Source organism: Streptomyces sp. MJM8645 (genome assembly GCF_001625365.1).
Classification (GTDB): Bacteria; Actinomycetota; Actinomycetes; order Streptomycetales; family Streptomycetaceae; genus Kitasatospora.
This window is the reverse complement of sequence record NZ_LJJF01000002.1, coordinates 791,189-817,491: the sequence shown is the minus strand read 5'-3', so window position 1 is coordinate 817,491 and position 26,303 is coordinate 791,189. Positions and strand designations below refer to the sequence as shown.

Sequence of the window (26,303 nt, the reverse complement as noted above, 5' to 3'; positions counted from 1 at the left end):
AGGAGCTTGAGCCCTGACCCAGGGTCAACCTCAACGGTGATCTGGCTCACAGGCGGGCGGGGGCTCGGTCGTCCGTGTCGCCGCCGGCGTCGCGTCCGGCGCGCCTTGCGCCGCATACCGGGCACAGGCGCGGGTCACTGTCACACGAGCAGCGCCTCGAACTCCGGAAGTCGGCCGAACAGGTCGGGGAGGCCGCGCAAGCCGTTGCGCACGGACTCGTGCGACAGCGCGAGGTCAGGGCCGGTGCTCGCCTCGACACCGGCGAGGCACCGGAGGATGTTCCACCTCGTGTGCCCCAGCCAGCCGCCGATCATGAACGCGAACCAGCTCGGACCTGACGGCGGCAGCGCTCCGCCCCCCGCGACATAGCCGTCGAGGACCGAGCGGAAGACGGCGGGCTCGATGTGGTCGAAGCCAGGCCCCTTCGCGAGGCTCAGCGCGGTCGAGCCGAGCTCACCGGACAGGTCGAGCATTCCCGAGAGCTCCCAGTCGAGCACCACCGGCCGACCCTCCCGAGCGAGCAGGTTCCACGGGTGGATGTCCTTGTGGGTCAGCACGACGGGGCCCGGCCGTTCGCAGGTGTCGACGAAGTGGGCGATCGCGAGGAACGTCTCGACGCGAGAGGCGAGTTCGTCGGCCCACGGCTGTCCGGTCGCCGCCGCCCGCGCGGCGAGCTCGGGCCAGTCCCGTGACGTCGGTTCCTCGATCGGTACATGGGTCCACGCGACGTCGAGCGCGTGGATGCGCGCGAGGATCTCACCGATCTCGAACGCGTACGCCGCCGACACCGGTGCTTCCGGCACCTTCTCTCCCTCGACCCATCGGTGCACGAGCGTGTGGTGGCCGGCCGAGATCGGCTCCGGCATCGGGATGCCGGCGGCGAAGGCCGCCCGCTCAAACCTGAACACGTCCTCGACGCGATAGGTCCAGCGGCGGTCGACGAGGTTCAACTCCTTCACCGCGAACGACCCTTGGTCGGTGTCGAGCCGGTACGTCCGGTTGGCGAACCCGCCGTGGACGCGGATCATCGGCCCGATCGGCACGCCGAGATGCGAAAGGTTCACCCACGCATGCTAGGGGCCGCCAGTCATCGATGCACCGGACTTTCCCGCGCCATGGTGCGGAGGTGCTGCGGAGGGTGCTCAACCCGCACGCCGGGCGAGAGGCGGCGGCGATCGGAGCGGGAGTGCCGAAGGCCGGACCGTCCCGGTGTCGCCTCAGGTCACAGACCCGTGCCGACTGCCGCGCCAGCCCCGCCGGGCGCGGGGCCGGGCGGGGCGGGTGTCGGTTTCCGACCGTGGGCAGCGCGGTCTGCCCGGGTGGGGGTCAGACGGCGTCGTTGCCCGTCAGACAGAAGTTCTTGTCGGCGACGTGTTCGGTCAAGTACCCGGCGGTGATGAGGGCGGCGACGTCGTACGTGCCCGAGGTGATGTCGCCTGGCTTCAGGGTCGGGTCGAGCCACTGTTGGAGTCCGTTGCCCGGCTGGGAGAACGCGCCCGCGATGTGCCCCTGCTGGACCTTGAACTGCCTCTGCACCTCGAAGCAGTGGTAGTTGGCGTCACCTCCGTTGAGGGAGTCCGGCGGAAGGGCGCGCTGGGGGAACGGCGTGCCGCCGGGGGCGAGGAACGAGCCGTAGGCGCTGTTCCCGAAGCGGTCCAGCTTCTGGTGTTCCTTCATGGTCTGTTCGGCCATGTCGAGGGTGCCGCCGTTGTCGGTGAAGCCGTTGTGGTCCGGGTACTTCCACCCCCTCCAGTCCCGGTACCAGTCCAGGAAGCGCACCGGTGTCACCCCGCCCAGCCGGTCGTAGTCCACCAGCAGTTCGGTCACCACGGAGTCCGTCGGCAGGGTGACCGGGCCCAGTTCCTTCCGGGTGCAGAGGTAGTCCTCGGCACCGACGTCGCGGACCTTGGGGACGCCCTCGCACTCCGTGATCGGCACCCCTCGGGAGGCGGGGGACTGGGCGGCGGCGGTGCCGGTGGCGGCCAACCCCGTCAGGGGTAGGGCGAGCGCCAGTGAGAGGGCGGCGAGAGCGGGGGTGCGCATGGGTGGGCGACTCCGTTCGGGGGGCGGGGCGGGGCGGGGAGGGCTGCGGCCATCGGCTCGTACGGCGGACCGTGTGCCCGCTGGACCCGCGCACAGTTACGCACGGCGATTTGCCTTCGTGCACGCACAGGGCCTCCGGCGCCGCTGGTGCCCACCCGTTCGGCCGAGGCCGCTGACGGTCACTCGGCTCGCGGGAACCGAACCCGTCCCGCGGAGGCGTCACGCGGAGTACTGCCCCACCCCGGGTGGCCGCCCGTGCTGGGCCGTCGGCGCTGGCTCCGGCCAGCGGATTCGGCGACCGGAGGGCCGCCCCCCGATGTGGCGGCGGGCTTGTTCGGGTGCGGATCTGCCGGAGCGCGGTAGCTGTCACGTGCCGATGGCCGATCCGATACCGAAGACCGAGGCTCTCACCTCGGCCCTGTACCAGCCCCCCGGGGGGAAGGCGGGCCCTACATCGTGGATTGCCATCCTTGACCGAGCGCGGTGCGAACTTCCGCCTCGACGATGGACGGCACGACGGGGAACGCAGGCGTGGCCGCCAGGAGCACCGCGCCCCTCTGGCCGACCCGTTGTACCGCGAAACGGGACATGCCGTTGCTGCACGGGACACAGCAACGGATGCCACCGATCACCCGCCACCGGTACACCACACCGTCGACGGTGATAAGACGCGAACCCTTCTTCCCCAGCGTCAACTGTCCCTCCTCGTCGAGGACCACAGTATCGACCACAATCCACCACCGGCCCGGACCGGGCCGACTGAGAGGGCGAGCGAATCGGACCGGGTCAGTTGAGACCGGGAGCAGATTGCCTGAGATGGGACGGTCGCCGTAGTCGGTGAACCTGTTCGAGACACGCGGGCGAGGCGGCCTCGCCCCGGGGGACGGCGGCGGCCGTGCGCATCACCAGGGCACTACGCCGGCGTCGTCGAAGAACTGGCCGGTGGGGCCGTCGTCGGGCAGGGTCGCGAGCTTGATGGCGATCGCCGCGCCCTGTTCGGGGGTGCGCACGCCGTGGAAGCCGTTGAGGTCGGTCGCGACGTAGCCGGGGCAGCCGGCGTTGATCAGGATGTTCGTGCCGCTCAGTTCCCGGGCGTACTGGAGGGTGACGGCGTTCAGGAACGTCTTCGACGGCGCGTACGCCACGGCCACCGGACCCGCCGTCTGCTCGGCGGCGGCTCCTGACTGCCGGGTGAGGGAGCCGACGCTGCTGGACATGTTCACGATCCGCGGCGAGGCGGAGTGTCGCAGCAGCGGCATCATCGCGTTGGTGACGCGGATGACGCCGATCACGTTGGTCTCCACGACCGTCCGGATGGTGGCGGGGTCGACCCGGGTGGGTTCCTGCGGCATGCCGCCGGCGATGCCGGCGTTGTTGACGAGCACGTCGAGGCGCCCGGCCCGTTCCTCGATCAGCCGGGCGGCGGCGGTCGCGCTCGCGTCGTCGGTCACGTCCAGCGGTACGCCGAACGCGTCGACGCCGGCCGCGCGCAGCCTCTCCACCGCGGCCTCACGGCGCTGGTCGTCGCGGGCGCCGACGCCGACGCTCCAGCCGAGGGCGCCCAGGCCCGCGGCGATCTCGTAGCCGATTCCCTTGTTCGCGCCGGTGACCAGCGCAGTCGTTCGTTCGCTCATGGGGCCATGCTGCCCTCGGCCCCCGGTGGGGGTCCAAGACCGATCGGGTGGGCACCGATACCGTCCGGGTATTGATCCGGAGTACCGTGGCCGGATGGAGACCCGGGAACTGCGCTACTTCGTCGCCGTCGCCGAAGAGCTGCACTTCGGGCGCGCCGCGCAGCGCCTCGGGATCGCGCAACCGCCGCTGTCACGGGCGATCCAGCAGCTCGAACGCCGGCTCGGGGCAGCGCTGCTGGACCGGACCAGCCGCACCGTCACGCTGACCGAGGCCGGATCGGTGCTGCTGGTCGAGGGCCGGGCGGTCCTGGAGGCGGTCGACGCCGCCGAGCGTCGGACCCGCCGCGCCGCCGCTTCCCCCACCGGCGGCCCCGGCCTGGTCCTGGTCACGAAGGCCAGCGCGTCCAGCGAACTGCTGGCGGAACTGCTCGACGCGTACGCCGCCGAACCCGGTTCGGTCCCCGTCGACGTCATCCTGTGCGGCCCGGCCGAGCAGGGACGACTTCTGCGCGAGGGCCGAGCCGATGTGGCGCTGCTGCACCGGCCGTTCGACTCGACGGCCGGGCTCCACACCGAAGAACTTGGCACGGAGGGCCAGGTGGTGGTCCTGCCGGCCGGGCATCCGCTGACCGTCCGGGATCACGTACACATGGCCGACATCACCGGGCTGCCGGGCCTGCCGCTGCCGCGCTGGCCCAACCCCGACGGCACCTACGCACCCGGACCCGGCCCCCAAGTCCGCGACCACGCACAGTTGTTGCAGCTCGTCGCGCTCGGCCGGGCCTGCGCGGTCTCACCGGAGTCGTGCCGAGCCCAACTGCACGGTGGCCTCGCCGCCGTGCCCGTGCTGGACGCGCCGAAAGTCACCACGGTGATCGCCTGGCCACCGCACAGTCGGTCCAGGGCCGTCGCCGACCTCGTCCGGACGGCGACACGTCTCCCGTAGTTCCCACATGTCCGGCCGGGTTCCACCTGTGGTGGCCCGGTTCATCGTGCTCGTCAGGTGGCTCCCCGGGTCCCTCGGGTCCATCGGTACGCGCGCGCCTTGGTGTCAGCTGTCACGCTTCGGCGCCACCTGCGGAGCCTCCCCGGTGGTGCCGTAGCATCCGGATGGCACAACGCACACCTGTCAGCGGGGGAGAGTACTGCACTTGTTGAAGAGATCGACGGCCGTGCCGTCCGGGGCAGCCGCACGGGCGGCCTGCGCGGCCGTGGTGATGGTGTCGGGCACCCTGGTGCTCGGCTCGTGCTCGTCCGTGGGGTCGCCGGGCGGAGGATCGGGAACACCGAGCGCGCCCACACGTGTCGAGTCCCGGGAGGAGGCGCTGGCCCGGACGGATCGGGTCCAGGACCACGTGCGCGAGCTGACGGGCCTTGAGCGCGATCCGTGGAGCAAGCTCGTCGGCTACTACAGGTGCCAGGGGCGGGGGTTGGGTGTGGCCGATGAGGGCGAGGCCTACCAGCTCAGCTCTGGGGTTCTGTTGAAGGCCACGGACGACCAGCGCCCAGAGGTGCTGCGGGCGCTGCGGGAGAAGCTCGCCGGCGAGGGCTTCAAGATCACCTCGTTGGCGTCCGGTTCGGACGCTCAGTCCACCGCGCCCACCTGGGAGTTCGATGCCGTCCACGAGCCCGACGGCTACACCGTTTCGGCGGGCGCGTCGAAGCCCGGCCAGGGTGTGAGTGTGATGGTCGTCCTGCCCTGCCAGGCCCCGCCCACCGGCGCGGCTTCTCCCACTCCGACGGCCACCGGCTGAGGCCGGCGCGGCGAGTGCGTCAACTGCGTTACTGGATACGGTAGTTGGCGCCGGCCCCGGCGTGCATCCGGCGCCCGACGGGGCGAAAGGGGCGGCGGGACGCCCCGGCGGGGGTGCGCCGGGGCGTCCGGTCAGGCGTCGGTGCGGCTCGCCGCGGTCAGCGGGGCGTACAGCTCGGGGCGGCGGGTGCGCAGGAGGCCGAACTCCCGCCAGTCCCGGCACTGGTCGAGGTCGAGGTCGGCGACCAGGACGGCGGGCCGGTCGCGCGGGGCGCGGAGCAGGATCCGGCCGTACGGGTCGGAGATGAACGACGAGCCGTAGAAGGTGGACCGGCCCTCCGTCCCGATCCGGTTGGGCACGATCATGAACAGCGCGTTGGCGAGGCCGTTGGCGCTGATGGCGTGCTCCCACATGGGCCGGGTGTCGAAGTCCGGGAGGTCCACCTCGGAGCCGATGGCGGTGGGGTGGACGAGGACCTCGGCGCCGCCGAGCGCGTAGGCGCGGGCGAGTTCGGGGAACCACTCGTCCCAGCAGGTGGGGAAGCCGAAGGCGGCGCCCTGGTGGGTCAGGACGGGGAACCCGCTGTCGCCGGGGCGGAAGCACAGGTCCTCGCGGTAGCCGGGGAAGGCCGGGATGTGGTTCTTCCGCGTCCGGGCGACGAGGGTGCCGTCGCGGTCCACGCAGATGGCCGTGTTGTAGCCGAGGCCGCCGTCCTCGGCGCGCTCGTACAGGGAGGCGTGGACGCTGATGCCCAGTTCCGCGGCGAGTTCGGCGGCGAGGCTGGCGGTGGGCCCGGTTTCGACGTCCTCCAGGTAGCGGGCGGCGCCCTCCGCCATCGGGTCGTCGGTGTTGCAGAAGTAGGGGCTGCGGGTCAGCTCGGGCAGGCACACCATCGTCGCGCCCTGCGCGGCGGCGAGTGCCACGCCCTCGCGCAGCCGGTCGTCGTGCTCGGCCGGGTCGGCGTACCAGCGCATCTGCACGAGCCCGACGCGCAGTTGCGTGCGTTCGGCCGGCCTGGTGCGGCCGGGGGAGCCGAGCGGAGAGCCGAAGGAGGTGAGGACGGCGTACGAGGTCACGGGCGGACCGTCCTCGTCTGCCGGCGGGACGTCCGGCAGGTGCGGGAGGCGGGGCCTCCGGCGGCCGTGCGGCCGGTGGTGGTGGACGTGGTCATGGGTGTTCCTTCTGTTCTCTGGTGCTGGCGCGACCCTGCGACATAACTGAAAGTTCAGTCAGCTTTGCTGGCGTGATGAAGAATGTAGCCATGCCGGAACGTTCCGGCAAGGGGTGAGGGCCAGCGAAAGAACGGCACGTGCCGCCGGAGGGCGGGGTGGGGGCCTTGCCCCGGCACCTCCGGCGGGCGGGCGGGCGGTCAGGCTCCGGCGGAGACGGCTGCGGGCGCCGCGGCGGCCTTCGCGGCGAGGGAGCGGCTGTAGCGGCGCAGGAGGAGGGCGGCGGTGGTGGCGAGGCCGATGAGCAGCCCGAACCAGAGGCCGCGGATGTCGCCGCCGAGGGGGTAGGCGAGGAGCCAGGCGGAGGGCAGGCCGACGGCCCAGTAGCCGATGAGGGTGATGCGGAAGCCGCTCTTGGTGTCGTCGAGGCCGCGTAGCAGTCCGACGCCGATGTTCTGGGCGCAGTCGAAGAGTTGCAGGACGGCGACCATGACGAGGAGGCTGGTCGCGATGGTCAGGCCCTGTTGGTCGGCGGGCGCGTCCGGGTCGAAGTAGGGGCGCAGGACGAGGTCCGGGACGGTGAGGTAGACGAGGCCGACGAGGGTGGTGACGGCGGCGCCGCAGGCGAGTGCGGTGTTCTTGATACGGCGGGCGGCCGCGTGCTCGCCGAGGGCGAGTTCGCGGCTGACGTTGATGGAGGCCGCGTGGGAGAGGCCGACGGCGACCTGGAAGACGATGTAGACGAGCTGGTTGACCGCGGTGTGGGCGGCGAGCGCCGCCGGGCCGAAGCTGCCGGCGAGCAGGGCGGTGACGGAGAAGAACCCGGCCTCGGAGCCGTAGGTGGCCGCGATGGGGGTGCCCAGGCCGAGCAGGCGGCGGACGGTTGCCGGATCGGCGCGCCAGAAGTCGAGGCTGAGCAGGGGGGCGAGGTGCGGGTCGCGGCGGGCGGAGGCGTAGAGGGCGAGGAAGGACAGCAGGTAGACGCTGCTGGTGGCGACGCCGATACCGGTGAGGCCGAGCCGGGGCAGGCCCCAGGTGCCGTGGATGAAGGCCCAGTTGAGGGCGGCGTTGACGGCGACGGAGGCGAGGGTGATCTGCAGCAGGGCCTGGGGGCGGCGCATGCCGACGGTGAACTGGCGGACGGCCTGGAACCACAGGCAGGGCACGAGGCCGGGGGCGAGGGCGGCGAGCATGCCCTGGGCGCGGTGGGCGACGGTGGCGTCCTGGCCGAGCCAGGTGGCGGCCTGGCCGATGAGGACCATCAGGACGGCGCCGGCCAGGCCGGCGAGGGTGGCGACGGCCATCGCGGCACGCACCAGGCCCCGGACCTCGTGGTCGGCGCCGGTGGCCGGTTCGCTGGCGGCTCCGGTCTCCTTGGCCCCGGTCTCCTCGGCGCCGCGCTCGGCGCGGGCCGCTGCCGCTGCCACCTGGTTGCCGACGGAGGTGACCAGCCCGACGCCCATGGTGCGGAGCTGGTTGAAGATCACCAGGGCGAGGCCGCCGGCGGCCAGCGCCTCGGTGCCCAGGACGCCCATCATGATCGTGTCGGTGGTGGTGAGGGCGACCTGGGCGAGCTGGGTGAGGGCGAGCGGGACGGCGAGGGCGGTGAGGGCGCGGCTGTCGCGCGCCAGGGTGGTCAGCTGCTGCATGGTGGGTGTCAGTCTCTCAATGTCACGTCTCTGGATGTCACGTCTCTGGGTGTCACGTCTCTGGGTGTCAGGGCCTGCGGAGTTTGGCGAGGGACTCGTCGATCTCGGCCTCGACGGCCTCGTCGATGAGGTTGCGGGCGGTCATCCAGTCGTCGTTGAAGACGGTATCCATGTACTTCTCGCCGCCGTCGTTGATGAACGCGACCATGACGGCGTCCGGCGGAAGGGCCGTCAGGCGGGCCAGGGCGTCGTGGACGACGCCGCCGGCGGAGCCGCCGATGAGCAGGCCGGTGCGGCGGGCGACGACGCGGGCGGTGGCGAAGGCCTCGACGTCGCCGACCTTGACGCCCTCGTCGATGAGGTCGTAGTCGACGAGCAGGCCGATGGTGGCGCCTTCGGGGGTGCCGGTGCCGGACTGGTAGTAGTCGTGGGCGGGCGGGCCGAAGGCGATGGAGCCCTTCGGCTCGACACCGACGACCGAGACACCGGGCACGTACTTCTTGAGCTCGCGGGCGGTGCCGCACAGGCCGCCGCCGGTGCCGACCGCGCCGATCAGCACGTCGACCCGGTTGTCGAGGGCCTGGGCGATCTCCCGGCCGACCGCGAAGTAACCCACCGCGTTGCTGGGGTTGTTGTGCTGCTCGGTGAAGAACGTGTTGTCCTTGCCGCGGGCCATCTCCTCGGCCAGTTCCTCGCGGGCGGCGGTGTGGAGCTCCTCGCCGTCGGTGTCGGCGTCGACGTACACGAGCTCGGTGCCCATCGCCTTCATGCCGCGCAGCTTGTCGGCGGCGGCGTGGTTGTCGACGACGGCGGTGAAGCGGTGGCCGCGCTCGGCGGCGACGACGGCCAGCCCGAGGCCGGTGTTGCCGGAGGTGGACTCGATGATGTGGCCGCCCTCGCGCAGCAGGCCGCGCTCCTCGGCGTCGAGGACCATCTGCCGGGCCATGCGGATCTTGGCGCTGCCGGTGGGGTTGAACATCTCCAGCTTCAGCAGGAGGCGGGCGCCGTTGTCGGCGCGGGCGAGCTCGAACAGCGGGGTGTAGCCGATGAGATCGGTCATCCGGGTGACCACCGGGGGGCGGTGGAGGGCGTCGGTCATGGCGAGGGGCGCTTTCTCGGGAGCGGTGCGGTGTCGGGTCACAGGGCCGGGCGGCGGTCGAGACGCCAGCGCAGCCGGCCGTTCTCGTGGTGGATGACGACCTTGGCCGGCAGGGGGAGGTCGTGGAAGGGGGACTCGTTCGAGTCCATCTGGTAGCCGGCGGTGTTGGGATAGACGAGCAGGTCGCCGACCCGGGGGCGGCGGGGGAAGGCGATCTTGCGCCAGGTGAGCAGGTCGGAGTCGAGGCAGCTGGCCCCGCCCACGCACGCCCGGTACTCCGCGGCGTCCTGGTCGGGGTGCGGGGTGAGGAGCAGGGGGTCGGGCAGGTACTCGCTGTTGAACCACTGCTCGGACAGGCTCAGGCTGCTGCCGTCGACGGTGACGATCCCGTACCCGGGGCGGTCCTTGACGCCCTGGACGGCGAACACCGAGGAGCCGGCCCCGGCCAGCAGGGCGCGTCCGGGTTCCAGCAGCAGCATTACGCCCGCCTCCCGCAGCCGCCCGGCCAGCGGCTCACCCGTGCCGTGGGGGCGGGCGGCGAGGACGGCCCGCAGGGCATCGGCCCCGGCGACGGGCGAGTGGTAGGGATAGAAGTCGTCCGTGCTGAAGGACTTGCGGGCGTGGTAGTCGTCGGGGCCCTGTTCGGCGAGGAAGGCGTGCCAGGCCTCGGCGGGCACGTAGTCGACGGCGAAGCCGCCGCCGATGCTGATCCGGTCGGCCTGCAGCCCCAGGAGCCTTGCCTTGAGGCAGAGTTCGACGAGCTCTCCGGCGAGGTCGGCGCGGGGCTGCACGTCGTAGCCGGACAGGTGGAAGCTGAAGCCCTCCATCCGGACCCGCTCCTTCGCCGCGGCGCAGCGCAGCAGCACGGTGTCGAGCTGGTCGTCGGTGAGGCCGAAGCGGCTCCCGGTGTGGGTGGGCGGGAAGCGGCGCAGCAGGATGCGGACGGGTCGGGGGACGTCCAGGTGCAGGATGCGGCTCAGTTCGTCGAGGGAGTCGACGGCTATCAGTGCGCCTTGGAGGGCCGCGACGCGCAGCAGCGGCTCGGCTTTGGCGGGCCCGGTGACGACGAGGTCCTCGCCGCGCACACCGTGGCCGAGGGCTTCGCGCAGCTCGCCGTGGCTGGCGACGTCCACGCCGGCTCCCGCGCGGGCGCAGCGTTCGACGAACGCGGCGGCCTTGTTGGCCTTCTTCGCGAAGTACACCGTGCCCTCCACCTCCGCCTCGTCGAGCGCGGCCCGGAAGGCTGCGAGGTTGGCGTCGAAGCGTTCGGGCAGCACGAAGTGGAACGGTCCGCCGAAGGCGTGGGAGAGGTCGTGCAGGAGGTCTCCGGCCGCGATCCTGTCGTGGAGGGGATCGGGGTGGGCGGGAAGGGTCAGCGCCACAGCGCGACCTCGGTGCCGAGGTTCTGGTCGGCGGCGAGCTGGGCGAAGCGGTGGCCCAGCGCGATGTCGGTGACGACCAGGCCGCTGTTGTAGGCGAAGATCCGCTGGCCGGGTGCGGTACGGGCCTGGGAGGCGCCGGAGATGGCGGCGGGCAGCTCCAGGTCGACGGCGGGCAGGTTTCCGTCGGCGTCGGCCATGTCGGTGCCGGTGACGCGCATCTGGGCCTCGCTGGTGGCGATGATGCGGTCGGCTCGGTGCAGCGTGGACGGGGCGAGGCCGTGGCCGACGAGGATCGCGGTCGCGCCGGGCTTCAGCCAGTCGGCCTCGACGGCGGCGGAGGTGTGAGCGCCGGCGGTGGCGACGATGACGTCCGCGTCGTGCGCGGCGCGCTTGAGGTCGGTGACCAACTCCAGCTCACGGCCGGGGAAGTGGCGTTCCAGCTCCTGGCGGACGGCGGCTATGCCGTCGGGGTGGGTGCCGGCCAGCAGCAGTCGCTCCAGCTTCGGCAGGGTGGTGAGCAGGAACGGCAGCGCGAGGCGGCCCTGTGTTCCCGTGCCGATCACCAGCGCCGTGGAGGCGTCGGGGGAGGCGCACTCGCGGGCCAGCAGGGCGGAGACGGCCGGTGTGCGGAGCGAGCCGATGCGCGAGCAGTCCATCATGGCGACCGGTAGGCCGGTGACGTCGTCGTAGACGGTCAGCGTCGTGTAGTAGTGCTGCTCCTCGCGGCCCTTGTCGAGGCCGTGCTTGTACGAGGTCTTGATGGCGACGACGTTGCGCGCCCCGTCGCGGCCGAGCATGGCGTAGGAGACGGAGTGTCCGTCGGCGGGTTTGACGGTGAGTTTGCGCGGGTTGTCGGACTGGCCCGCGGCCAGGGTGCGGTAGGCCTGTTCGACGGTGTCGACGACGTCGGTCAGGGTGATGTCCAGGCCGGCGAGGTCGCTGGTGGAGAGTACGCGCAGGGTGGTGTCGTCGCGGTCCACGGGGGTGCCCTTTCGGATGGGTGAGGCGGCATCTGGAAGGCGGTAAGTCGGTATGGCAGGAGAGCAGGAAGGCAGGTCAGGCGGTGAGCGCGGCCTGGCCGTAGCCGTGTTCGTCGTGTTCGGCGACCGGGCGGGTGGGGCGGCCCTCGACGCGTACGGAGGCGCGCTTGAGCCAGCGGTCGGTGCCGTCGTAGCGCGCCCGGAAGGGGACGCGGCCGTGGACGACGATGTCGTTGTCGACGACCAGCACGTCGCCCGGCTCCAGGCTCACCGCCACCGAGACGCGGGCGAGTTCGTCCTCCAGGCGCCGGTAGGCCGCGCGCCAGGTCTCGTCGGCGTCCTCGACCGGCGTGTAGGCGGGGTCGAAGCGCATGGTCAGGCCCTCGGGTGCCGCGAAGAGGGTGGGCACCGGTGCGGGTCGGCCGGCGAACTGCCGGGCCTGCTCGTAGGCGTCGTCGGGCAGGATCGGCACGATCGGACGCTTGAGCTGGGCGACGTCCTCGTCGGCGAGGTCGGTGAGGCGGATGCTGGCCGCGGTGGTGGCGATGTTGTCGTGGTTGCGCATGCAGCACAGCAGGAGCAGGTGGGCGCGGCCGGGGTGGAAGGCGTCCTCGGTGTGCGGGGTGAGCAGGACGGAGCTGGAGGCGCCGGTCTGCTCGCTCTCGTGGCCGGGCGAGGGGACGATGTTGTGCACGAACCGGCCTTCCTGCTGGCCGTCCCAGGCGATCGGGGTCCCCATCAGCGTGGAGACGAGCAGCAGCACGACGTCCCACAGCGCGCCCGCGTCCCCGACGGCCGACCAGTGGCCGGGCGTCGGGCCCAGCTCCGTGTCGTCCGGGTGCAGTCCGCGCAGCACGAACAGGCCGTCGGCGGTGTCCACGGGGCGCAGCGCGTGCCGGAGTTCGCGGCTGAGCTGGGCGCACATCACGGGCAGGTCGGCCAGCAGGCGGGGGCTGGTGGCGGAGCCGTGGAAGTCCAGCAGCTTGGCGGCGGTGGCGGTCAGTTCCGCGGTGGCGGCGGTGTCGAGACGGCGTACCGGGGCAGGGCAGGTGGGCACGGCGGGGCCTTCCGTGGGCAGGGGTGGGGAGAAGGTGTTGCGGGCACGCGGCATCACCGCGTCGGTGCGGGACGGCGGGCGGGAGCAGCGCGTGAGGCGTGGGGTCCGGGTCGGCTCGGACGGCCGGACGACAGGAAACGTAACAACGACTTCGAGGTAAGGCAAGCCTTACCCGATCAGATGTCTACATTTACGTAGTCTCAGTTCGGGGTGGTGGCGCACCTGCCGCGCGGGGGCAACTCCGCTGCTCGGATTGCTGTTTGCGGCAGGGGGGCGCACGCCCGGTGGGCCGGTGCGCTCCGTCGGGCGGCTTGCGGCCTGTCTCAAACTTAGGGTAGGTAAACCTAAGCAAATCGAGCTCAACCCGAATCGAGGAACGAACGTGGGCGTCACCAGACGAGAGCTGCTGTGGGCCGGTGCCGGTATCGGGGCGGCCGGTGCGCTCGCCGCCTGCGGCAGTGGCGCGGGCGGATCCAAGGACGCCGCGTCCGCGGGCGCGGTGTCCTCGCAGCCCCGCGCCGGGGGGACGCTGAAGGTCGGTGCTCTCGGCAAGGCCTCCGCGATCACCCGTGACCCGCACGGCACGCAGGCCAACGAGAGCGACTACCTGATCATCAGTCTGCTCTACGACACGCTGGCCGTTCCCGGATCCACCGCCAACACCGTCCCGCGCCTGGCCTCCTGGAAGCCGTCGGAGGACCTGAAGACCTGGCGCTTCACGATCGCCGACGGCGCGACGTTCCACGACGGCACCCCGGTCACCGCCGCCGACGTGGTCTGGTCGCTGCAGCGCCTGCGCAACACCCCGGCGGGCAAGAGCCGGCTGCCAGGCATCCAGCCCGAGGGCATCAGGGCCGAGGACGCGAAGACCGTCGTCCTGGTCTCCGACTACCCCAACGCGGATCTGCCGCTGCTGACCCGTCTGACCACCTTCGTCCTGAAGAAGGACACCAAGGACGACGCGATCGCCGGCGCCCCCGGCACCGGCCCGTTCAAGCTCGACTGGTACCGCGACGGCAACGCCCGGCTGGTGCGCAACGACAACTGGTACGGCGGCAAGGTGCTGCTCGACGCCGTCGAGGTGCGCCTGTTCGAGAGCCCGCAGGCCATGGCCAACGCCCTGCTCGCCGGGCAGATCGACCTCGCCTCCAACGTCGGCGCCGTCGCCGCCCGCACCGCCGAGGCCCGCAAGGACGTCCAGATCCTGCGCCGCCCCAACGACATGGCGATGCCCGTCGTCATGCGCACCGCCGACGGCCCGTTCGCCGACGCACGGGTGCGCGAGGCCCTGAAGCTGGCGGTCGACCGCGACGCCATGGTCAAGCAGGTCCTCTCCGGCTACGGCAGCGTCGCCAACGACATCCTCGGCACCGGCGACCCCGCCTTCGCCAAGGACATACCGCAGCGGGGGCGCGACCTCGCCAAGGCCAAGCAACTGCTCTCCGACGCCGGGTTCGACACCTCCCGGACCTACGACCTGATCACCACCGAGGACGTCTCCGGCCTCGCCGAATCCGCGACCCTGTTCGCCACCCAGGTCCGCGAGGCCGGCGTGAAGATCAACGTCGTGAAGCAGGACTCCAAGGTCTTCTGGGACGCCACCTGGCTCAAGGCGCCGCTCTACACGACGTACTGGGGCACCAACGACTCGGTCGTCTTCTTCGCCTCCAAGACGATGCTCTCCGACGCCGGCCAGAACGAGTCCGCCTTCAAGGACCCCGCGTTCGACGAGGCCTACCGCACGGCCATGGGCACCGCCGACGCCGCCGCGCGCGACAAGCTGCTGCACCGGCTCCAGGAGATCGAGTTCGCCGAGTCCGGCTACCTGCTGTGGGGCATGGCCGACGGCATCGACCTCGCCGGAGCCGCCGTGCGCGACCTGCCCAGGCTTCCCGGCTACGGCCGCGTCCAGCTCGACAAGACCTGGCTGGCGCGTTGACCACGCTTCAGCCGGCCGGCGCCCGCGCGCCGCAGGGCACCCCGGCCCGCATCCTCCCCGGTGCGGGCCGGGTCGCCCGGCAGGCGGCCCGGCGCCTGGCCCTGCTCGTCGTCCTGCTCGCCGGCGTCTTCGCCGCCGTCGAGCTGCTCCCGGGCGACGCCGCCGGCGCGACCGCCGAGCGCGGGGTCACCGCCGCCGACCTCGCCGCCCGCCGCAGCGCCCTCGGGCTCGACCGCCCGGTGGCCGAACGTTTCTGGGACTGGATGACCGGCCTGCCCACCGGCGACCTCGGCGTCACCGCGCGCGGCCAGCACGTCACCGACATCCTCGCCGGCCCCTTCCCCAACACCCTGCTCCTGGGCACCCTCGCCCTCGCCCTGAGCACCATCGGCGCCCTCGCGCTCGGGAGCTGGGCCGCCCTGCGCCCCGGCGGACGCGCCGACCGCGCCATCGACGCCGCCTCCACCGCCGCGTTCGCCCTCCCGGAGTTCGTCGTCTCCGTCGCCCTCCTGCTCCTGCTGTCCCAGTGGACCGGCTGGCTGCCCGCCGTCACCCTCACCGGCCCCGACGGAGCCCCCGAGTCCTGGACCATGCTCGTCCTGCCGGTGCTCTCACTGGCCGTCCCCCAGATCGGCTGGAACACCCGCATCGTGCGCGGCGCGCTCGCCGACCAGGCCGCGCTGCCGCACGTGCAGGCCGCCGTCCTCGACGGCCTCGCGCGCCGACGCATCCTCAGCCACCACATGCTCCCCGGCGCCCTGTCCGCCATCGCCGTCGGCATCGCCACCTCCGCCGGCATGCTGCTGGGCGGCACCGTCGTCGTCGAGACCCTCTTCAACTACCCCGGCATCGGCGCCGTCCTGGCCGGGGCCATCGCCGACCGTGACACCCCGCTCGTCGCCGGAGTCGTGGCCGCGGCCGGCGCCGCCATCAGCCTGCTCCTGCTGCTGGCCGACCTCATCCGCACCACCGCCCTCGGAGAGGAGCGCCGATGACCGCCGATGCCCCGACCGCAGCGGCCCCCGCGCCCGCCACCCGGCGAAGGAGGCACGTGCTCGTCCGCGCCGTCCCCGCGCTCCTGCTCGTCCTCCTCGCCCTCGCCGGACCGCTCCTCGCCCCTCACCCCATCGACACCCCCGTCACCTTCCCCTACGCCGAAGCCGGCGGCGACGCGCCGCTCGGCGGTGACCAGCTCGGCCGCGACGTCCTCAGCCGCCTGCTGACCGGCGGCGCACCCCTGATCGCCACAGCCGTGGCCATCGCCCTGGTCGTCACGGCGGCGGCCACCGTCCTCGGCATCCTCGCCGTCCTGCGGCCCCGGCTCGGCCGGTGGATCGAACGCGCCGCCGACCTGACGATCCTCCTGCCCTCCGTCCTCGCCATCATGCTCATCGCCCTGGCCTGGCCCGCCGGCGGACGCCTGGCCGTCGCAGCCGCCGCCACCCTCCTGGGCATTCCCTACGCCGTGCGCATCGTCGCCGCGGCAGCCGCCCCCATCGCCGCCACCGGCTACGTCGAGGCCGCGGCCGTCGGCGGCGAACGCCTGTGGCACCTGACGGTCCGCGAGGTGCTGCCCAACCTGCGCTCCACCCTCCTCGCCCTGTTCGGCCTGCGCTTCGTCGAAGGCGTCTACATCGTCTCGGTCGCCGCCTTCCTCCAGCTCGGCCCCCAACCCCCGGAAGCCGACTGGGCGTTGATGATCCGCGAGAACGCCGCCGGGATCACCCTCAACCCCTGGGCGGTCGGCGCGCCGTGCCTGGCCATCGGGCTGCTCGCCATCAGCGTCAACCTCGCCGCCGAAGCCCTCGCCCCCGCCCGGCCGACCCCGGAGACCCCGCTGTGAGCACCGCCGCCCCCGCCGCCCGCGCCACTGGCCTGTCCATCGCCCTCGCGGGCACGCCCCTGCTCACCGACGCCACTCTCGCCCTCACCCCGGGCCGGGTCACCGCCGTCACCGGCCCCTCCGGCGCCGGCAAGACCACCCTCCTGCGCGCCCTGGTCGGAGCCCTCCCACCAGGCGCCCGCGTCACCACCGGCACCCTCGACGTCCTCGGCCACGACATCCTCGCCCTCCCTCCCGAGGACCTGCGCCGCCTTCGCCGCCACAAGCTCGCCTTCGTCGGCCAGGACCCGGGCTCAGACCTCAACCCGCGCATGCGCGTCGACCGCCTCCTGACCGAGACGGCCGCCGACCGCCGCCGAACCTCCGTACCCGACCTGCTGCGCGCCGTCCGCCTGCCGGCTGGCGAGCGCCTCGAACACCGCCGCCCCGCAGGCCTGTCCGGCGGCCAGCAGCGGCGTGTCGCCCTTGCCCGCGCCCTCGCGCGACGGCCCGAGATCCTCCTCCTCGACGAACCCACCGCCGGCCTCGACCCGGCCCTGCGCGACGACATCGCCGACCTGCTGCGCGAGATCGCCGACTCCGACGGCCTCGCCATCGCCCTCACCAGCCACGACCCCGACTTCGTCGCCCGCTGCGCCGACGACGTGCTGGCCCTGTGGCCCGACCGCCTTGCTGCGGCCCCGGCCCCGGCCCCGGCGGGGTCTGGGGCTGGGGTTGTGCCGGCAACGGCCGTGCAGGCCGCACGCGTTCGTACCAGGGCCGCCTCCGGGATGCCGCCCGTCGTGGAGGTGAAGGCGCTCAGCGCCGGCATCGGCACGGTCCGCGCCCGCCACCGCGTCTTCGCCGCCGTCGACCTCGCCCTGATGCCCGGCACGCTGACCGGGATCACCGGCCCGTCCGGATGCGGCAAGAGCACGCTGCTGCGCACCCTGGCCGGCCTTCACCGGCCCGAGTCCGGCAGCGTCATCCTCCACGGCGAACACCTGGCCCCGTCCTACCGGCGCCGCAGCCGCGACCAGCGCCGCCGCATCCAGCTCGTCCCCCAGAACCCCCTCGGCGCCCTCAACCCGGCCCACACCGTCGGTGCCACCCTCACCCGGCCGCTGAAGCTGCACTTCGGCCTTCCCGCCGCCCGGTGCGAGGAGCGCGTCGCCGAACTGCTCACCGCCGTCGGCCTGCCCCCGCACTACGCGACCCGCCACCCCCACGAACTCTCCGGCGGCCAACGCCAGCGCGTCTCCCTCGCCCGCGCCCTGGCCGCCGAACCCGACGTCCTGCTCTGCGACGAGGTCACCTCCGCCCTCGACACCGACACCGCCGCCGCGCTCATGGACCTTCTCGACGACCTGCGCACCAGCCGGGGCCTGGCGGTGGTCCTCGTCAGCCATGACCTCCCCCTCGTCACCGGCCACGCCGACCACGTCCTGCCTCTCGCGGGCCCCCACTCCGCACCGCTCACCGCGCAGCAGCCCGCCGGCGTCCGCTGACTCCTACTCGGAGATCCACCGTCGGCGCTGCCCGCCGGTGAGCACCCAGCCGGGGCCCGAGGGCGGGGGTGTGCGGTGTCCCGCGCCGCGGGCGGCCGCCGTGCACACCCGCCGCAGCAGGGAGTTGAGTTCGGCGCGCTGGCCCTTCGTCAACGAGGCGAGCAGGTCGCCTTGGACGGCGGCTGCGTCGTCGTGCAGCACGTCCAGCGCTGCCTGCCCGGCCGGGGTGATCGTCAGCACCTCCTGCCGCCCGCCGATCTGGACGACCATGGAGTGCACCAGGCCCGCCGACAGGAGGTCGTCCAGTGCCTGGGCGGAGTCGGCCCCGGTTGCGGCGGTTGCGGTTGCGGCGGCGTGCTCGGTGAGGTCGCGGCGCCCGTGCGGCCCCAGCTGGGCGAGTGCGGACAGCAGCGCCTGATGGGCCGGGCCCATTCCCCTCGCGTCGAGCCGGTCGGCCAGCAGCCGGTCGACCGCCCTGCCGGCCGTCGACAGGAGGTAGACGGTCTGTTCGAAGGGGCTCGTCGAGCCCGTCCTCCCGTCGTACACGCCAGGTCCCATCGTCCGGTGGCCGCCGTGTTCTCGGACCGGGGCCATGGTGGCGGCACCCGCGCGGGGACGCCGAGCCCGGAGGCCGGAGTGAACGCGGCCGCTGATCGCCGGTGGGCGGGCGGCTGCGCCAAGGCCCGCACGGGTAAGCCGAGCCTCACCATACCCGGACCCGCACGGTTGGTCTACATCGATGTCGTCAGACCGTGCCGTGGGCCCTCAGGGTCCGGGCCGCGTACTCGACGTACTCGTGCAGCCCGTAGGCCAAGGCCGCGCCGAGCAGGGCCGCGACCGTGACGGCGGCGACCAGGGCGACGGCGGCCCGCGCCCTGCGGCCGGTCGGGCGGGCGGGTGCGGGGCCCAGGAGGGCCTGGACGCGCTGGGGCACGGGGCCGGTGCTCACGGACAGCAGGGGCCCGGCGGTTCGGCGGGCGGACGGCGATCCGGCCAGGGCCGCCCGGGCGATGGCGGTCGCGGCGGTGCGCCGGTCGGCGACCGCGGCGGCGGCCTGCTCGTCGGCCCAGCGTTCCAGGTGGTAGTCGAGGTCGGCCCGCAGCCGGGCCAGCGCCGGGTGTACGGCGGCGGCGAGGTCGACGGTGGCGGACAGCAGGTGGTGGCGCCCGCGCAGGTGGGCGCGCTCGTGGGCGAGCAGCACCGCGCGCTCCGCCGGGCCCAGCGCGCTCAGCATGCCGGCCGAGACGACGACGCGGCCGGGGCGCCCCCGGTGGCCGGGCAGGGCGAAGGCCTCGGCGTCCTTGCCCGTGACCACGAGCAGGTCGCCGTCGCTCGTCGCATCAGCGGTCAGGCCCCAGGCACGGGTGAGGATCACGCGGTGCCCGCGCCACCGCAGCGTCAGCCGTACGGCCTGGACGGCCAGCGCGGCCCCGGCAGCGCAGGACACCGGCACCACCGCCGGCCACCGGGCGACGACGCCGGACAGCGGCAGGTGCTCCAGACCTGCCAGGAACGGGACGTGGAACAGCCCGGCGAGTGCCGCGACGGTGCCGCCCGCCAGCAGGACGGCCGCGCCCGTGAGCGCGAGCGAGGCCTCGCGCGGAGGGAGCAGCAGGGCCAAGCGGCGGGCGGCGGGCGCCGCGGCCCAGGGGAGCAGCAGGGCCAGGGCGACGATCGTCAGGATCAGGCCCATGCGTCGTCCTCGGGCCCGGGCCTGCCGGAGTCCGTCGCGGTCGCGGCCCTGGCCCCGGTCTGGGCCTCGCTCTGGGCCTCGGTCTGGGCATCGAGGAGCAGGCGGCGCAGGACGTCCTCGTCGTCCTCGGACAGGGAGGAGACGAACCGCTTCAGCACGAGGTCCCGCTGGGGTTCCTTCTCCAACTCCCGGCGCATGCGCCCGGCCGCCAGTCCGGCGGCGTCCTCCACCGGGGCGTAGGCGAAGGACCGCGCGGGGCGGCTGCGGACCAGGGTCCCCTTCTCGTGCAGGCGCGTGAGGATCGTCGTCACGGTGGTGCGGGCCAGCCCGTGGTCCAGCGCCTCCTTGACCTGCTGGGCGGTCAGCGGCTCGCCGGCCGCCCACAACACCGCCAGTACGTCCGCGACCAGTTCCCCGTGCGGACGCCTGGCGTCCCGACCGACCCTCACATCGTTCTCCCTGTCCCGACACTCCCGGAAGGCACACTCCCGGCAGGCACACCTCCGGCAGGCGCACCTCCGGCGCCGACAGCGGTCGGCGGCCGAGGCCCGCCCGCGCCGGTATGGCGAAGATGGGCCCGGCCTGTGTTGCTTAGGTGTGCCTCAGCTAACTTTACGGGCTCGCGGCCCCGCGCTGCCGGGCGCCTGATTTGCGGACACCGTCCGGTCACGTGCCGCTCGGCGCGGTGGAAAGTCGATGGCGCAACGCGCGTGCGGGCCTCTGGACTTACTAGGACGTCCAACTATATGGTCGACGGCAGGTCCGCGGTGTCAGGGAAGCCGGTGTGAGTCCGGCACGGTCCCGCCACTGTGACCGGGGAGTTCGTCCTCGCAGACGAAGGCCACTGGCAGCCAGCCGGGAAGGCCTGGGGGCGTGCGGTGATCCGGGAGTCAGGATACCGGCCGCGGGTGTTCCGTGTTTTCCACGAGGATGGAGACGACACGCATGACTCCGGGCTGCTCCCGCTCCACTGCCGCTCCTGGTCGTCCCGTGCCCACGGCCGCCGGGGCCCCGACGCCCTGACGTTCCGTTCCGCCGCCGCACGCCCGTGTCGCGGGGCGCACCACCGTGCGCCCGCCGACCGGCGGCGGCCTCCGATCCTCCTCCTCTCCCCACCCCTGTCGAGAGAAGGAACCCGATGGTCCGAGAACTGACCCACTTCGTCGCCGGCAAGCCCACCGCCGGCACCTCCGGTCGCTTCGGCGACGTGTACGACCCCAACACCGGCCGGGTGCAGGCCCGGGTGCCGCTGGCGAGCCGGGCCGAGGTCGAGGCGGTGATCGCCGACGCCGCGCAGGCCCAGCCCGCATGGGCCGCGTGGAACCCGCAGCGGCGCGCCCGCGTCCTGCTGCGCTTCCTCCAGCTCGTCGAGCAGGAGAAGGAGGAACTGGCCCGGCTGCTGTCCGCCGAGCACGGCAAGACCGTGGCCGACGCCCACGGGGACATCCAACGCGGCCTGGAGGTCGTGGAGTTCGCCGCCGGCATCCCGCACCTGCTGAAGGGCGAGTTCAGCGACAACGCGGGCACCGGCATCGACGTGTACTCGATGCGCCAGCCGCTCGGCGTGGTCGCGGGCATCACGCCGTTCAACTTCCCCGCGATGATCCCGCTCTGGAAGGCCGCACCCGCCATCGCCTGCGGCAACGCCTTCGTCCTCAAGCCCTCGGAGCGCGACCCCTCGGTGCCGCTGCGCCTCGCCGAGCTGTTCCTGGAGGCCGGGCTGCCGCCGGGCGTGCTGAACGTGGTCAACGGCGGCAAGGAGGCCGTCGACACCCTGCTGGAGGACCCGCGGGTGCAGGCGGTCGGGTTCGTCGGCTCCACGCCGATCGCCCAGTACGTGTACGCCACCGCGGCCGCGCACGGGAAGCGGGCGCAGTGCTTCGGCGGCGCCAAGAACCACCTGGTCGTGATGCCGGACGCCGACCTCGACCAGGCCGCGGACGCGCTGATCGGCGCCGGCTACGGCTCGGCCGGCGAGCGCTGCATGGCGATCTCGGTGGCCGTCCCGGTGGGGGAGGAGACGGCCGACGCCCTGGTGGCCAAACTGGTCGAGCGGATCGCCGCGTTGAAGGTCGGGCGCTCGGACGACCCGGCGGCGGACTTCGGCCCGCTGGTCGGCGCCGACGCGCTGGAGCGGGTCCGCGGCTACCTGGACCTCGGGGTCGAGGAGGGCGCCGAACTCGTCGTCGACGGGCGGGACTTCCGGCTGGAGGGGCACGAGGGCGGCTACTTCCTCGGCGCCTCGCTGTTCGACCGCGTCACGCCGGACATGCGGATCTACCGGGAGGAGATCTTCGGCCCCGTCCTGACCGTGCTCCGCGCCGCCGACTACGAGGAGGCGCTGCGCCTGCCCGGCGAGCACGAGTTCGGCAACGGCGTGGCCATCTACACCCGGGACGGCGACACGGCGCGGGACTTCGCCCGCCGGGTGAACACCGGCATGGTCGGCGTCAACGTGCCGATCCCCGTGCCGGTCGCGTACCACACCTTCGGCGGCTGGAAGCGCTCCGGGTTCGGCGACCTCAACCAGCACGGGCCGGACTCGATCCGCTTCTACACCCGCACCCGGACCGTCACCTCGCGCTGGCCCTCCGGGGTCAAGGAGGGCGCGAGCTTCACCATCCCGACGATGGGCTGAGGGCGCCGTGCACGACCTCACAGAGGACCAGCTCGCCATCGCGGCGACCACCCGGGCCTTCGCCCGCGAACACCTGGCGCCGAACGCGGTCGCGTGGGACCAGGCCAAGCACTTCCCGGTGGACGTGCTGCGCAAGGCGGCGGACGTCGGCCTGGCCGGTGTCTACGTCCGCGAGGAGTCCGGCGGCTCCGGACTCACCCGCGCCGACGGCGTGCTCGTGTTCGAGGCGCTGGCCACCGGCTGCCCGTCCATCGCGGCCTACCTGTCCATCCACAACATGGTCGCCTGGATGATCGACCGCTACGGCGACGACGCCCAGCGCGCCCGGTGGCTGCCGGGCCTCAGCGCCATGGCGACCCCCGCCAGCTACTGCCTCACCGAGCCCGGCGCGGGCTCGGACGCGGCGGCACTGACCACCCGAGCCCGCCGGGACGGGGACCACTGGGTCCTCGACGGCGTCAAGCAGTTCATCTCGGGCGCGGGCGTCTCCCAGGTCTACCTGGTGATGGCCCGCACCGGCGGACCGGGGGCCGGCGGGGTGTCCGCGTTCGTCGTCGAACGCGACGACGCCGGCGTCTCGTTCGGGCCCGACGAGAAGAAGATGGGCTGGAACGCCCAGCCCACCCGCCAGGTGCGGCTGGACGGCGTCCGGCTCCCGGCCGACCGCCTCCTCGGAGTCGAGGGCGAGGGCTTCCGGATCGCCATGAACGGGCTGAACGGAGGCCGGCTCGGCATCGCCGCCTGCTCCCTCGGCGGAGCGCAGGACGCCCTGGAGCGGGCCACCCGCTACCTGGCGGACCGCGAGGCGTTCGGCGCCCGGCTCCTGCACGCCCAGGCGCTGCAGTTCCGGCTCGCCGACATGGCCACGGAGCTGGAGGCGGCCAGGTCGCTGCTCTGGCGGGCCGCCTCGGCCCTGGACCGGGGGGACCCCAGAGCGCCGGAGCTGTGCGCGATGGCCAAGCGGCACGCCACCGACACCGGCTTCGAGGTCGCCAACCAGGCGCTCCAACTGCACGGCGGCTACGGCTACCTGGCCGAGTACGGCATCGAGAAGATCGTCCGCGACCTGCGGGTGCACCAGATCCTGGAAGGAACCAACGAGATCATGCGCGTCATCGTCGCCCGCGGCCTGACCGGGGCCGCGTGATGGCCGGGAACGACCTCGACGAGGTCCTGGTCCACCGCGAGGGCCGGGCCGGCCTGATCGTCCTCAACCGCCCCGCGGCCCTGAACGCCCTCACCCACGGCATGGTGCGAAGGATCTCCGACGCGCTGGACGCGTGGGAGGAGGACGAGCGGGTCGACACCGTGGTCATCACCGGCGCCGGTGAGCGGGCCTTCTGCGCCGGCGGCGACATCGTCGCCATCCACCGCGCCGCCACCGGCGCGGACCCGGGCGCGGTGGAGGAGTTCTGGCGCGACGAGTACCGCCTCAACGCCCGCATCGCCCGCTACCCCAAGCCCTACGTCGCGCTCATGAGCGGCATCGTGATGGGCGGCGGGGTCGGGGTCTCCGCCCACGGCAGCGTCCGGATCGTCACCGGGACCACCCGCGTCGCCATGCCCGAGGCCGGCATCGGCTTCGTCCCCGACGTGGGCGGCACCTACCTGCTCGCCCTCGCACCGGGCGAGCTGGGTACCCACCTGGCCCTGACCGCGGGCTCCGTAGGCGCCGGTGACGCGCTGCTCTGCGGCCTCGCCGACCACTTCGTCCCGGCCGAGCGGCTGCCCGCGCTGCTGGACGACCTGGCCGAACTCCCCGTGCACGACGCCCTCGAACGGAACGTCGGGCCCGCACCGGCCGGCGTGCTGGACGGCCGGCGGGCCTGGATCGACCACTGCTACGGGGCCGACACCGTGGAGGAGATCCTCGACCGCCTGCGGGACAGTGGCGAACCGGAGGCCAAGGAGGCCGCGGACCGGATCGCCGCCAACTCGCCCGCCGCCGTGAAGGCCACCCTCGCCGCCCTGCGCCGGGCCCGCACCCTCGGCCCGCTGGAGGCCGTCCTCGACCAGGAGTACCGGACCTCCTGCGCGGCGCTCTCCACGCCGGACCTGGCCGAGGGGATCCGCGCCCAGGTGATCGACAAGGACCGTTCCCCGCGGTGGAACCCGTCGACGCTGAGCGCCGTCGGGCCCGCCACGGTGGCCCGCTACTTCGCCCCGCTCGGCGACCGGGAACTCGGTCTGGCCCCCACCACACCCCTGGAGCGCTGGTGACCCACCGCAACGGATTCAACGGATTCAACGGATTCAACGGAGTCATCGGATTCATCGGACTCGGCAACATGGGCGGCCCGATGGCCGCCAACCTCGCCACGGCCGGACACACCGTGACCGGCTACGACCTGGCGCCCGAGGCGCTGCGGCGGGCGTCCCGGACGGAGAGCGGCGTCCGTCCGGCGCGGTCCGCGACCGAGGCGGTGCGGGAGGCCGACGTCGTCATCAGCATGCTGCCGGCCGGCCGGCACGTGCTGGCCGCCTACGCGGACCTGCTGCCCGCCGCCCGCCCGGGAACGCTCTTCGTCGACTGCTCCACGATCGACGTCGCGGACGCCCGGGCGGCGCACGACCTCGCCGTGCACGCCGGGCACCGGGCCGTGGACGCGCCGGTCTCCGGCGGGGTGGTCGGCGCCACGGCCGCGAGCCTCACCTTCATGGTCGGAGCCGCCGAGCCGGACTTCGAGGCGGCCCGACCGGTGCTGGAGGCGATGGGCCGCAAGGTCGTGCACTGCGGACCCCCCGGTGCGGGGCAGGCCGCGAAGATCTGCAACAACATGATCCTGGGCATCTCGATGATCGCGGTCAGCGAGGCCTTCGTGCTCGGGGAGAGCCTCGGGCTCAGCCACCAGGCGCTCTACGACGTCGCCTCGACCGCCTCCGGCCAGTGCTGGGCGCTCACCACCAACTGCCCCGTCCCCGGGCCGGTGCCGGCCAGCCCGGCCAACCGCGACTACGCGGCCGGGTTCGCCGCCGCCCTGATGGCCAAGGACCTCGGACTCGCCGCCGGGGCCGCCGACGCCGCCGGCCTGCCCACCGAACTCGGACGCAGGGCGGCACAGCTGTACGCGGACTTCGCGCAGGCCGACGGCGGCGCCGGCCTGGACTTCTCGGCGATCATCACCACCCTGAGGGAGGACGGCAAGTGACCGGCTACGAGACGATCCTGGTCGAGCGCAAGGGCCGGGTGGGGCTGATCACGCTAGACCGGCCCAAGGCGCTCAACGCGCTCAACACCCTCCTGATGAACGAAGTCGTGCAGGCGGCAACGGAGTTCGACCGTGACCCGGAGATCGGCTGCCTGGTCATCACCGGCTCGGAGAAGGCGTTCGCGGCCGGCGCCGACATCAAGGAGATGCAGTCCCTCGACTTCGTCGACGCCTACCTCGGCGACTGGTTCGCCGCCTGGGACCGCTTCGCCGCGCTGCGCAAGCCCGTGGTGGCGGCGGTGGCGGGCTACGCGCTGGGCGGCGGCTGCGAGTTGGCGATGCTGTGCGACGTCCTGCTGGCGGCGGACACCGCGAAGTTCGGGCAGCCGGAGATCAAGCTCGGTGTCATCCCCGGCATCGGCGGCTCGCAGCGGCTGACCCGGGCGGTCGGCAAGGCGAAGGCGATGGAACTGTGCCTGACCGGCCGGATGATGGGCGCCGAGGAGGCCGAGCGGGCCGGCCTGGTCTCCCGGATCGTCCCGGCGGACCAGCTGCTGGCCGAGGCCCTGACGGTGGCCGAGACCGTCGCGGCGATGTCCACCCCGGCTGCGGTCATGCTCAAGGAGAGCGTCAACCGCTCGTACGAGACCACGCTCGCCGAGGGCGTGCGCTTCGAACGGCGCCTGTTCCACGCCACGTTCGCCACGACGGACCAGAAGGAGGGCATGGCGGCCTTCGCCGAGAAGCGCCCGCCGGAGTTCCTCAACCGCTGACAGCCCGCCCGGTG

General features: G+C 73.1%; 24 protein-coding genes and 1 riboswitch. Of the genes, 11 read left to right on the top strand and 13 right to left on the bottom strand.

Translation table 11 applies throughout. The annotated features are described in order from the left end of the window. Window positions 1-140: 140 nt before the first annotated feature. The 4 genes from A6F73_RS34235 to A6F73_RS34220 all read right to left on the bottom strand — a co-directional run bounded on the left by A6F73_RS34235 (window position 141) and on the right by A6F73_RS34220 (window position 3,677). Window positions 141-1,043 (bottom strand): aminoglycoside phosphotransferase family protein, encoded by a 903-nt coding sequence (locus A6F73_RS34235; RefSeq protein ID WP_208869243.1) that lies wholly within the window; start codon window positions 1,041-1,043, stop codon window positions 141-143. Between the two features lie 283 nt (window positions 1,044-1,326). After that, window positions 1,327-2,043 (bottom strand): TNT domain-containing protein, encoded by a 717-nt coding sequence (locus tag A6F73_RS34230; RefSeq protein ID WP_063352248.1) that lies wholly within the window; start codon window positions 2,041-2,043, stop codon window positions 1,327-1,329. Window positions 2,044-2,492: 449 nt separating this feature from the next. Beyond that, window positions 2,493-2,762, bottom strand: a complete 270-nt coding sequence (locus tag A6F73_RS34225) for a hypothetical protein (RefSeq protein ID WP_208869242.1) — start codon at window positions 2,760-2,762, stop codon at window positions 2,493-2,495. Between the two features lie 183 nt (window positions 2,763-2,945). Next, a complete protein-coding gene (locus tag A6F73_RS34220; RefSeq protein WP_063352247.1) occupies window positions 2,946-3,677 on the bottom strand; it encodes an SDR family oxidoreductase in 732 nt (243 codons plus the stop codon). 94 nt (window positions 3,678-3,771) lie between these two features. Here A6F73_RS34220 and A6F73_RS34215 point away from each other — a divergent pair, with 94 nt between their 5' ends. After that, on the top strand, window positions 3,772-4,623 hold the full coding sequence (locus tag A6F73_RS34215; protein ID WP_063352246.1) for a LysR family transcriptional regulator: 852 nt from the start codon (window positions 3,772-3,774) through the stop codon (window positions 4,621-4,623). 208 nt (window positions 4,624-4,831) lie between these two features. Continuing rightward, window positions 4,832-5,431 (top strand): hypothetical protein, encoded by a 600-nt coding sequence (locus tag A6F73_RS34210; protein ID WP_159398688.1) that lies wholly within the window; start codon window positions 4,832-4,834, stop codon window positions 5,429-5,431. A 131-nt stretch (window positions 5,432-5,562) separates the two neighbouring features. On the opposite strand, the gene A6F73_RS34205 is transcribed toward A6F73_RS34210, so the two are convergent. From A6F73_RS34205 to A6F73_RS34180, 6 genes are all read right to left on the bottom strand, one after another. Beyond that, window positions 5,563-6,507, bottom strand: coding sequence for a nitrilase-related carbon-nitrogen hydrolase (locus A6F73_RS34205; protein WP_063352244.1), 945 nt, complete (start codon window positions 6,505-6,507; stop codon window positions 5,563-5,565). A gap of 293 nt (window positions 6,508-6,800) precedes the next feature. After that, complete coding sequence (locus tag A6F73_RS34200) at window positions 6,801-8,249, bottom strand: MATE family efflux transporter (RefSeq protein ID WP_063352243.1); 1,449 nt, start codon at window positions 8,247-8,249, stop codon at window positions 6,801-6,803. A gap of 67 nt (window positions 8,250-8,316) precedes the next feature. Beyond that, window positions 8,317-9,348: a cysteine synthase family protein gene (locus A6F73_RS34195; RefSeq protein WP_063352242.1), complete on the bottom strand. Its 1,032-nt coding sequence runs from the start codon at window positions 9,346-9,348 to the stop codon at window positions 8,317-8,319. A 38-nt stretch (window positions 9,349-9,386) separates the two neighbouring features. After that, complete coding sequence (locus A6F73_RS34190; RefSeq protein WP_063352241.1) at window positions 9,387-10,730, bottom strand: amino acid decarboxylase; 1,344 nt, start codon at window positions 10,728-10,730, stop codon at window positions 9,387-9,389. After that, on the bottom strand, window positions 10,721-11,710 hold the full coding sequence (locus tag A6F73_RS34185) for an ornithine cyclodeaminase family protein (RefSeq protein WP_244293805.1): 990 nt from the start codon (window positions 11,708-11,710) through the stop codon (window positions 10,721-10,723). The genes A6F73_RS34190 and A6F73_RS34185 overlap by 10 nt, the downstream gene beginning before the upstream one ends. A gap of 76 nt (window positions 11,711-11,786) precedes the next feature. After that, on the bottom strand, window positions 11,787-12,767 hold the full coding sequence (locus tag A6F73_RS34180; protein ID WP_063352239.1) for a TauD/TfdA family dioxygenase: 981 nt from the start codon (window positions 12,765-12,767) through the stop codon (window positions 11,787-11,789). Window positions 12,768-13,149: 382 nt separating this feature from the next. Here A6F73_RS34180 and A6F73_RS34175 point away from each other — a divergent pair, with 382 nt between their 5' ends. Genes A6F73_RS34175 through A6F73_RS34160 form a run of 4 tightly spaced genes read left to right on the top strand, consistent with a single transcriptional unit; the run spans window position 13,150 to window position 18,036 of the window. Continuing rightward, window positions 13,150-14,706: an ABC transporter substrate-binding protein gene (locus A6F73_RS34175; protein WP_063352238.1), complete on the top strand. Its 1,557-nt coding sequence runs from the start codon at window positions 13,150-13,152 to the stop codon at window positions 14,704-14,706. A 50-nt stretch (window positions 14,707-14,756) separates the two neighbouring features. Next, on the top strand, window positions 14,757-15,701 hold the full coding sequence (locus A6F73_RS34170) for an ABC transporter permease (RefSeq protein WP_244293852.1): 945 nt from the start codon (window positions 14,757-14,759) through the stop codon (window positions 15,699-15,701). Continuing rightward, on the top strand, window positions 15,698-16,549 hold the full coding sequence (locus tag A6F73_RS34165) for an ABC transporter permease subunit (protein ID WP_063352237.1): 852 nt from the start codon (window positions 15,698-15,700) through the stop codon (window positions 16,547-16,549). The genes A6F73_RS34170 and A6F73_RS34165 overlap by 4 nt, the downstream gene beginning before the upstream one ends. After that, the gene (locus A6F73_RS34160; RefSeq protein WP_063352236.1) at window positions 16,546-18,036 is read left to right on the top strand and encodes an ATP-binding cassette domain-containing protein; all 1,491 of its coding nucleotides are present in this window, start codon (window positions 16,546-16,548) and stop codon (window positions 18,034-18,036) included. The genes A6F73_RS34165 and A6F73_RS34160 overlap by 4 nt, the downstream gene beginning before the upstream one ends. Before the next feature lie 3 nt (window positions 18,037-18,039). Here A6F73_RS34160 and A6F73_RS41030 read toward each other — a convergent pair whose 3' ends face one another. From A6F73_RS41030 to A6F73_RS34145, 3 genes are all read right to left on the bottom strand, one after another. Further along, window positions 18,040-18,582, bottom strand: a complete 543-nt coding sequence (locus tag A6F73_RS41030; protein ID WP_063352235.1) for a MarR family winged helix-turn-helix transcriptional regulator — start codon at window positions 18,580-18,582, stop codon at window positions 18,040-18,042. A gap of 199 nt (window positions 18,583-18,781) precedes the next feature. Further along, entirely contained in the window at window positions 18,782-19,729 is a 948-nt protein-coding gene (locus A6F73_RS34150) for a M48 family metalloprotease (protein ID WP_063352234.1), read from the bottom strand. Further along, window positions 19,720-20,178, bottom strand: a complete 459-nt coding sequence (locus A6F73_RS34145; protein ID WP_079136503.1) for a BlaI/MecI/CopY family transcriptional regulator — start codon at window positions 20,176-20,178, stop codon at window positions 19,720-19,722. The genes A6F73_RS34150 and A6F73_RS34145 overlap by 10 nt, the downstream gene beginning before the upstream one ends. 281 nt (window positions 20,179-20,459) lie before the next feature. Continuing rightward, a riboswitch (cobalamin riboswitch) is annotated at window positions 20,460-20,651 on the top strand. 216 nt (window positions 20,652-20,867) lie between these two features. Here A6F73_RS34145 and A6F73_RS34140 point away from each other — a divergent pair. From A6F73_RS34140 to A6F73_RS34120, 5 genes are read left to right on the top strand one after another with little or no spacing between them, the layout of a single operon-like run. Then, entirely contained in the window at window positions 20,868-22,367 is a 1,500-nt protein-coding gene (locus tag A6F73_RS34140; protein WP_063352233.1) for a CoA-acylating methylmalonate-semialdehyde dehydrogenase, read from the top strand. Between the two features lie 7 nt (window positions 22,368-22,374). Next, complete coding sequence (locus tag A6F73_RS34135) at window positions 22,375-23,514, top strand: acyl-CoA dehydrogenase family protein (RefSeq protein ID WP_063352232.1); 1,140 nt, start codon at window positions 22,375-22,377, stop codon at window positions 23,512-23,514. After that, complete coding sequence (locus tag A6F73_RS34130) at window positions 23,514-24,587, top strand: enoyl-CoA hydratase/isomerase family protein (RefSeq protein ID WP_063352231.1); 1,074 nt, start codon at window positions 23,514-23,516, stop codon at window positions 24,585-24,587. The genes A6F73_RS34135 and A6F73_RS34130 overlap by 1 nt, the downstream gene beginning before the upstream one ends. Then, complete coding sequence (mmsB, locus tag A6F73_RS34125; protein ID WP_279634970.1) at window positions 24,584-25,516, top strand: 3-hydroxyisobutyrate dehydrogenase; 933 nt, start codon at window positions 24,584-24,586, stop codon at window positions 25,514-25,516. Before A6F73_RS34130 ends, mmsB begins: the two co-directional genes overlap by 4 nt. Further along, window positions 25,513-26,289 carry an enoyl-CoA hydratase gene (locus A6F73_RS34120; protein ID WP_063352230.1) on the top strand — a complete coding sequence of 259 codons (777 nt, stop codon included), beginning with the start codon at window positions 25,513-25,515 and terminating at the stop codon, window positions 26,287-26,289. Before mmsB ends, A6F73_RS34120 begins: the two co-directional genes overlap by 4 nt. Window positions 26,290-26,303 lie beyond the last annotated feature (14 nt).

Excerpts from the sequence above, each read along its gene's own strand:
- A6F73_RS34200 (WP_063352243.1), bottom strand. The coding sequence starts at position 8,249 with ATGCAGCAGCTGACCACCCTGGCGCGCGACAGCCGCGCCCTCACCGCC.
- A6F73_RS34220 (WP_063352247.1), bottom strand. The coding sequence starts at position 3,677 with ATGAGCGAACGAACGACTGCGCTGGTCACCGGCGCGAACAAGGGAATC.
- A6F73_RS34215 (WP_063352246.1), top strand. The coding sequence starts at position 3,772 with ATGGAGACCCGGGAACTGCGCTACTTCGTCGCCGTCGCCGAAGAGCTG.
- A6F73_RS34195 (WP_063352242.1), bottom strand. The coding sequence starts at position 9,348 with ATGACCGACGCCCTCCACCGCCCCCCGGTGGTCACCCGGATGACCGAT.
- A6F73_RS34150 (WP_063352234.1), bottom strand. The coding sequence starts at position 19,729 with ATGGGCCTGATCCTGACGATCGTCGCCCTGGCCCTGCTGCTCCCCTGG.
- A6F73_RS34140 (WP_063352233.1), top strand. The coding sequence starts at position 20,868 with ATGGTCCGAGAACTGACCCACTTCGTCGCCGGCAAGCCCACCGCCGGC.
- A6F73_RS34230 (WP_063352248.1), bottom strand. The coding sequence starts at position 2,043 with ATGCGCACCCCCGCTCTCGCCGCCCTCTCACTGGCGCTCGCCCTACCC.
- A6F73_RS34130 (WP_063352231.1), top strand. The coding sequence starts at position 23,514 with ATGGCCGGGAACGACCTCGACGAGGTCCTGGTCCACCGCGAGGGCCGG.
- A6F73_RS34165 (WP_063352237.1), top strand. The coding sequence starts at position 15,698 with ATGACCGCCGATGCCCCGACCGCAGCGGCCCCCGCGCCCGCCACCCGG.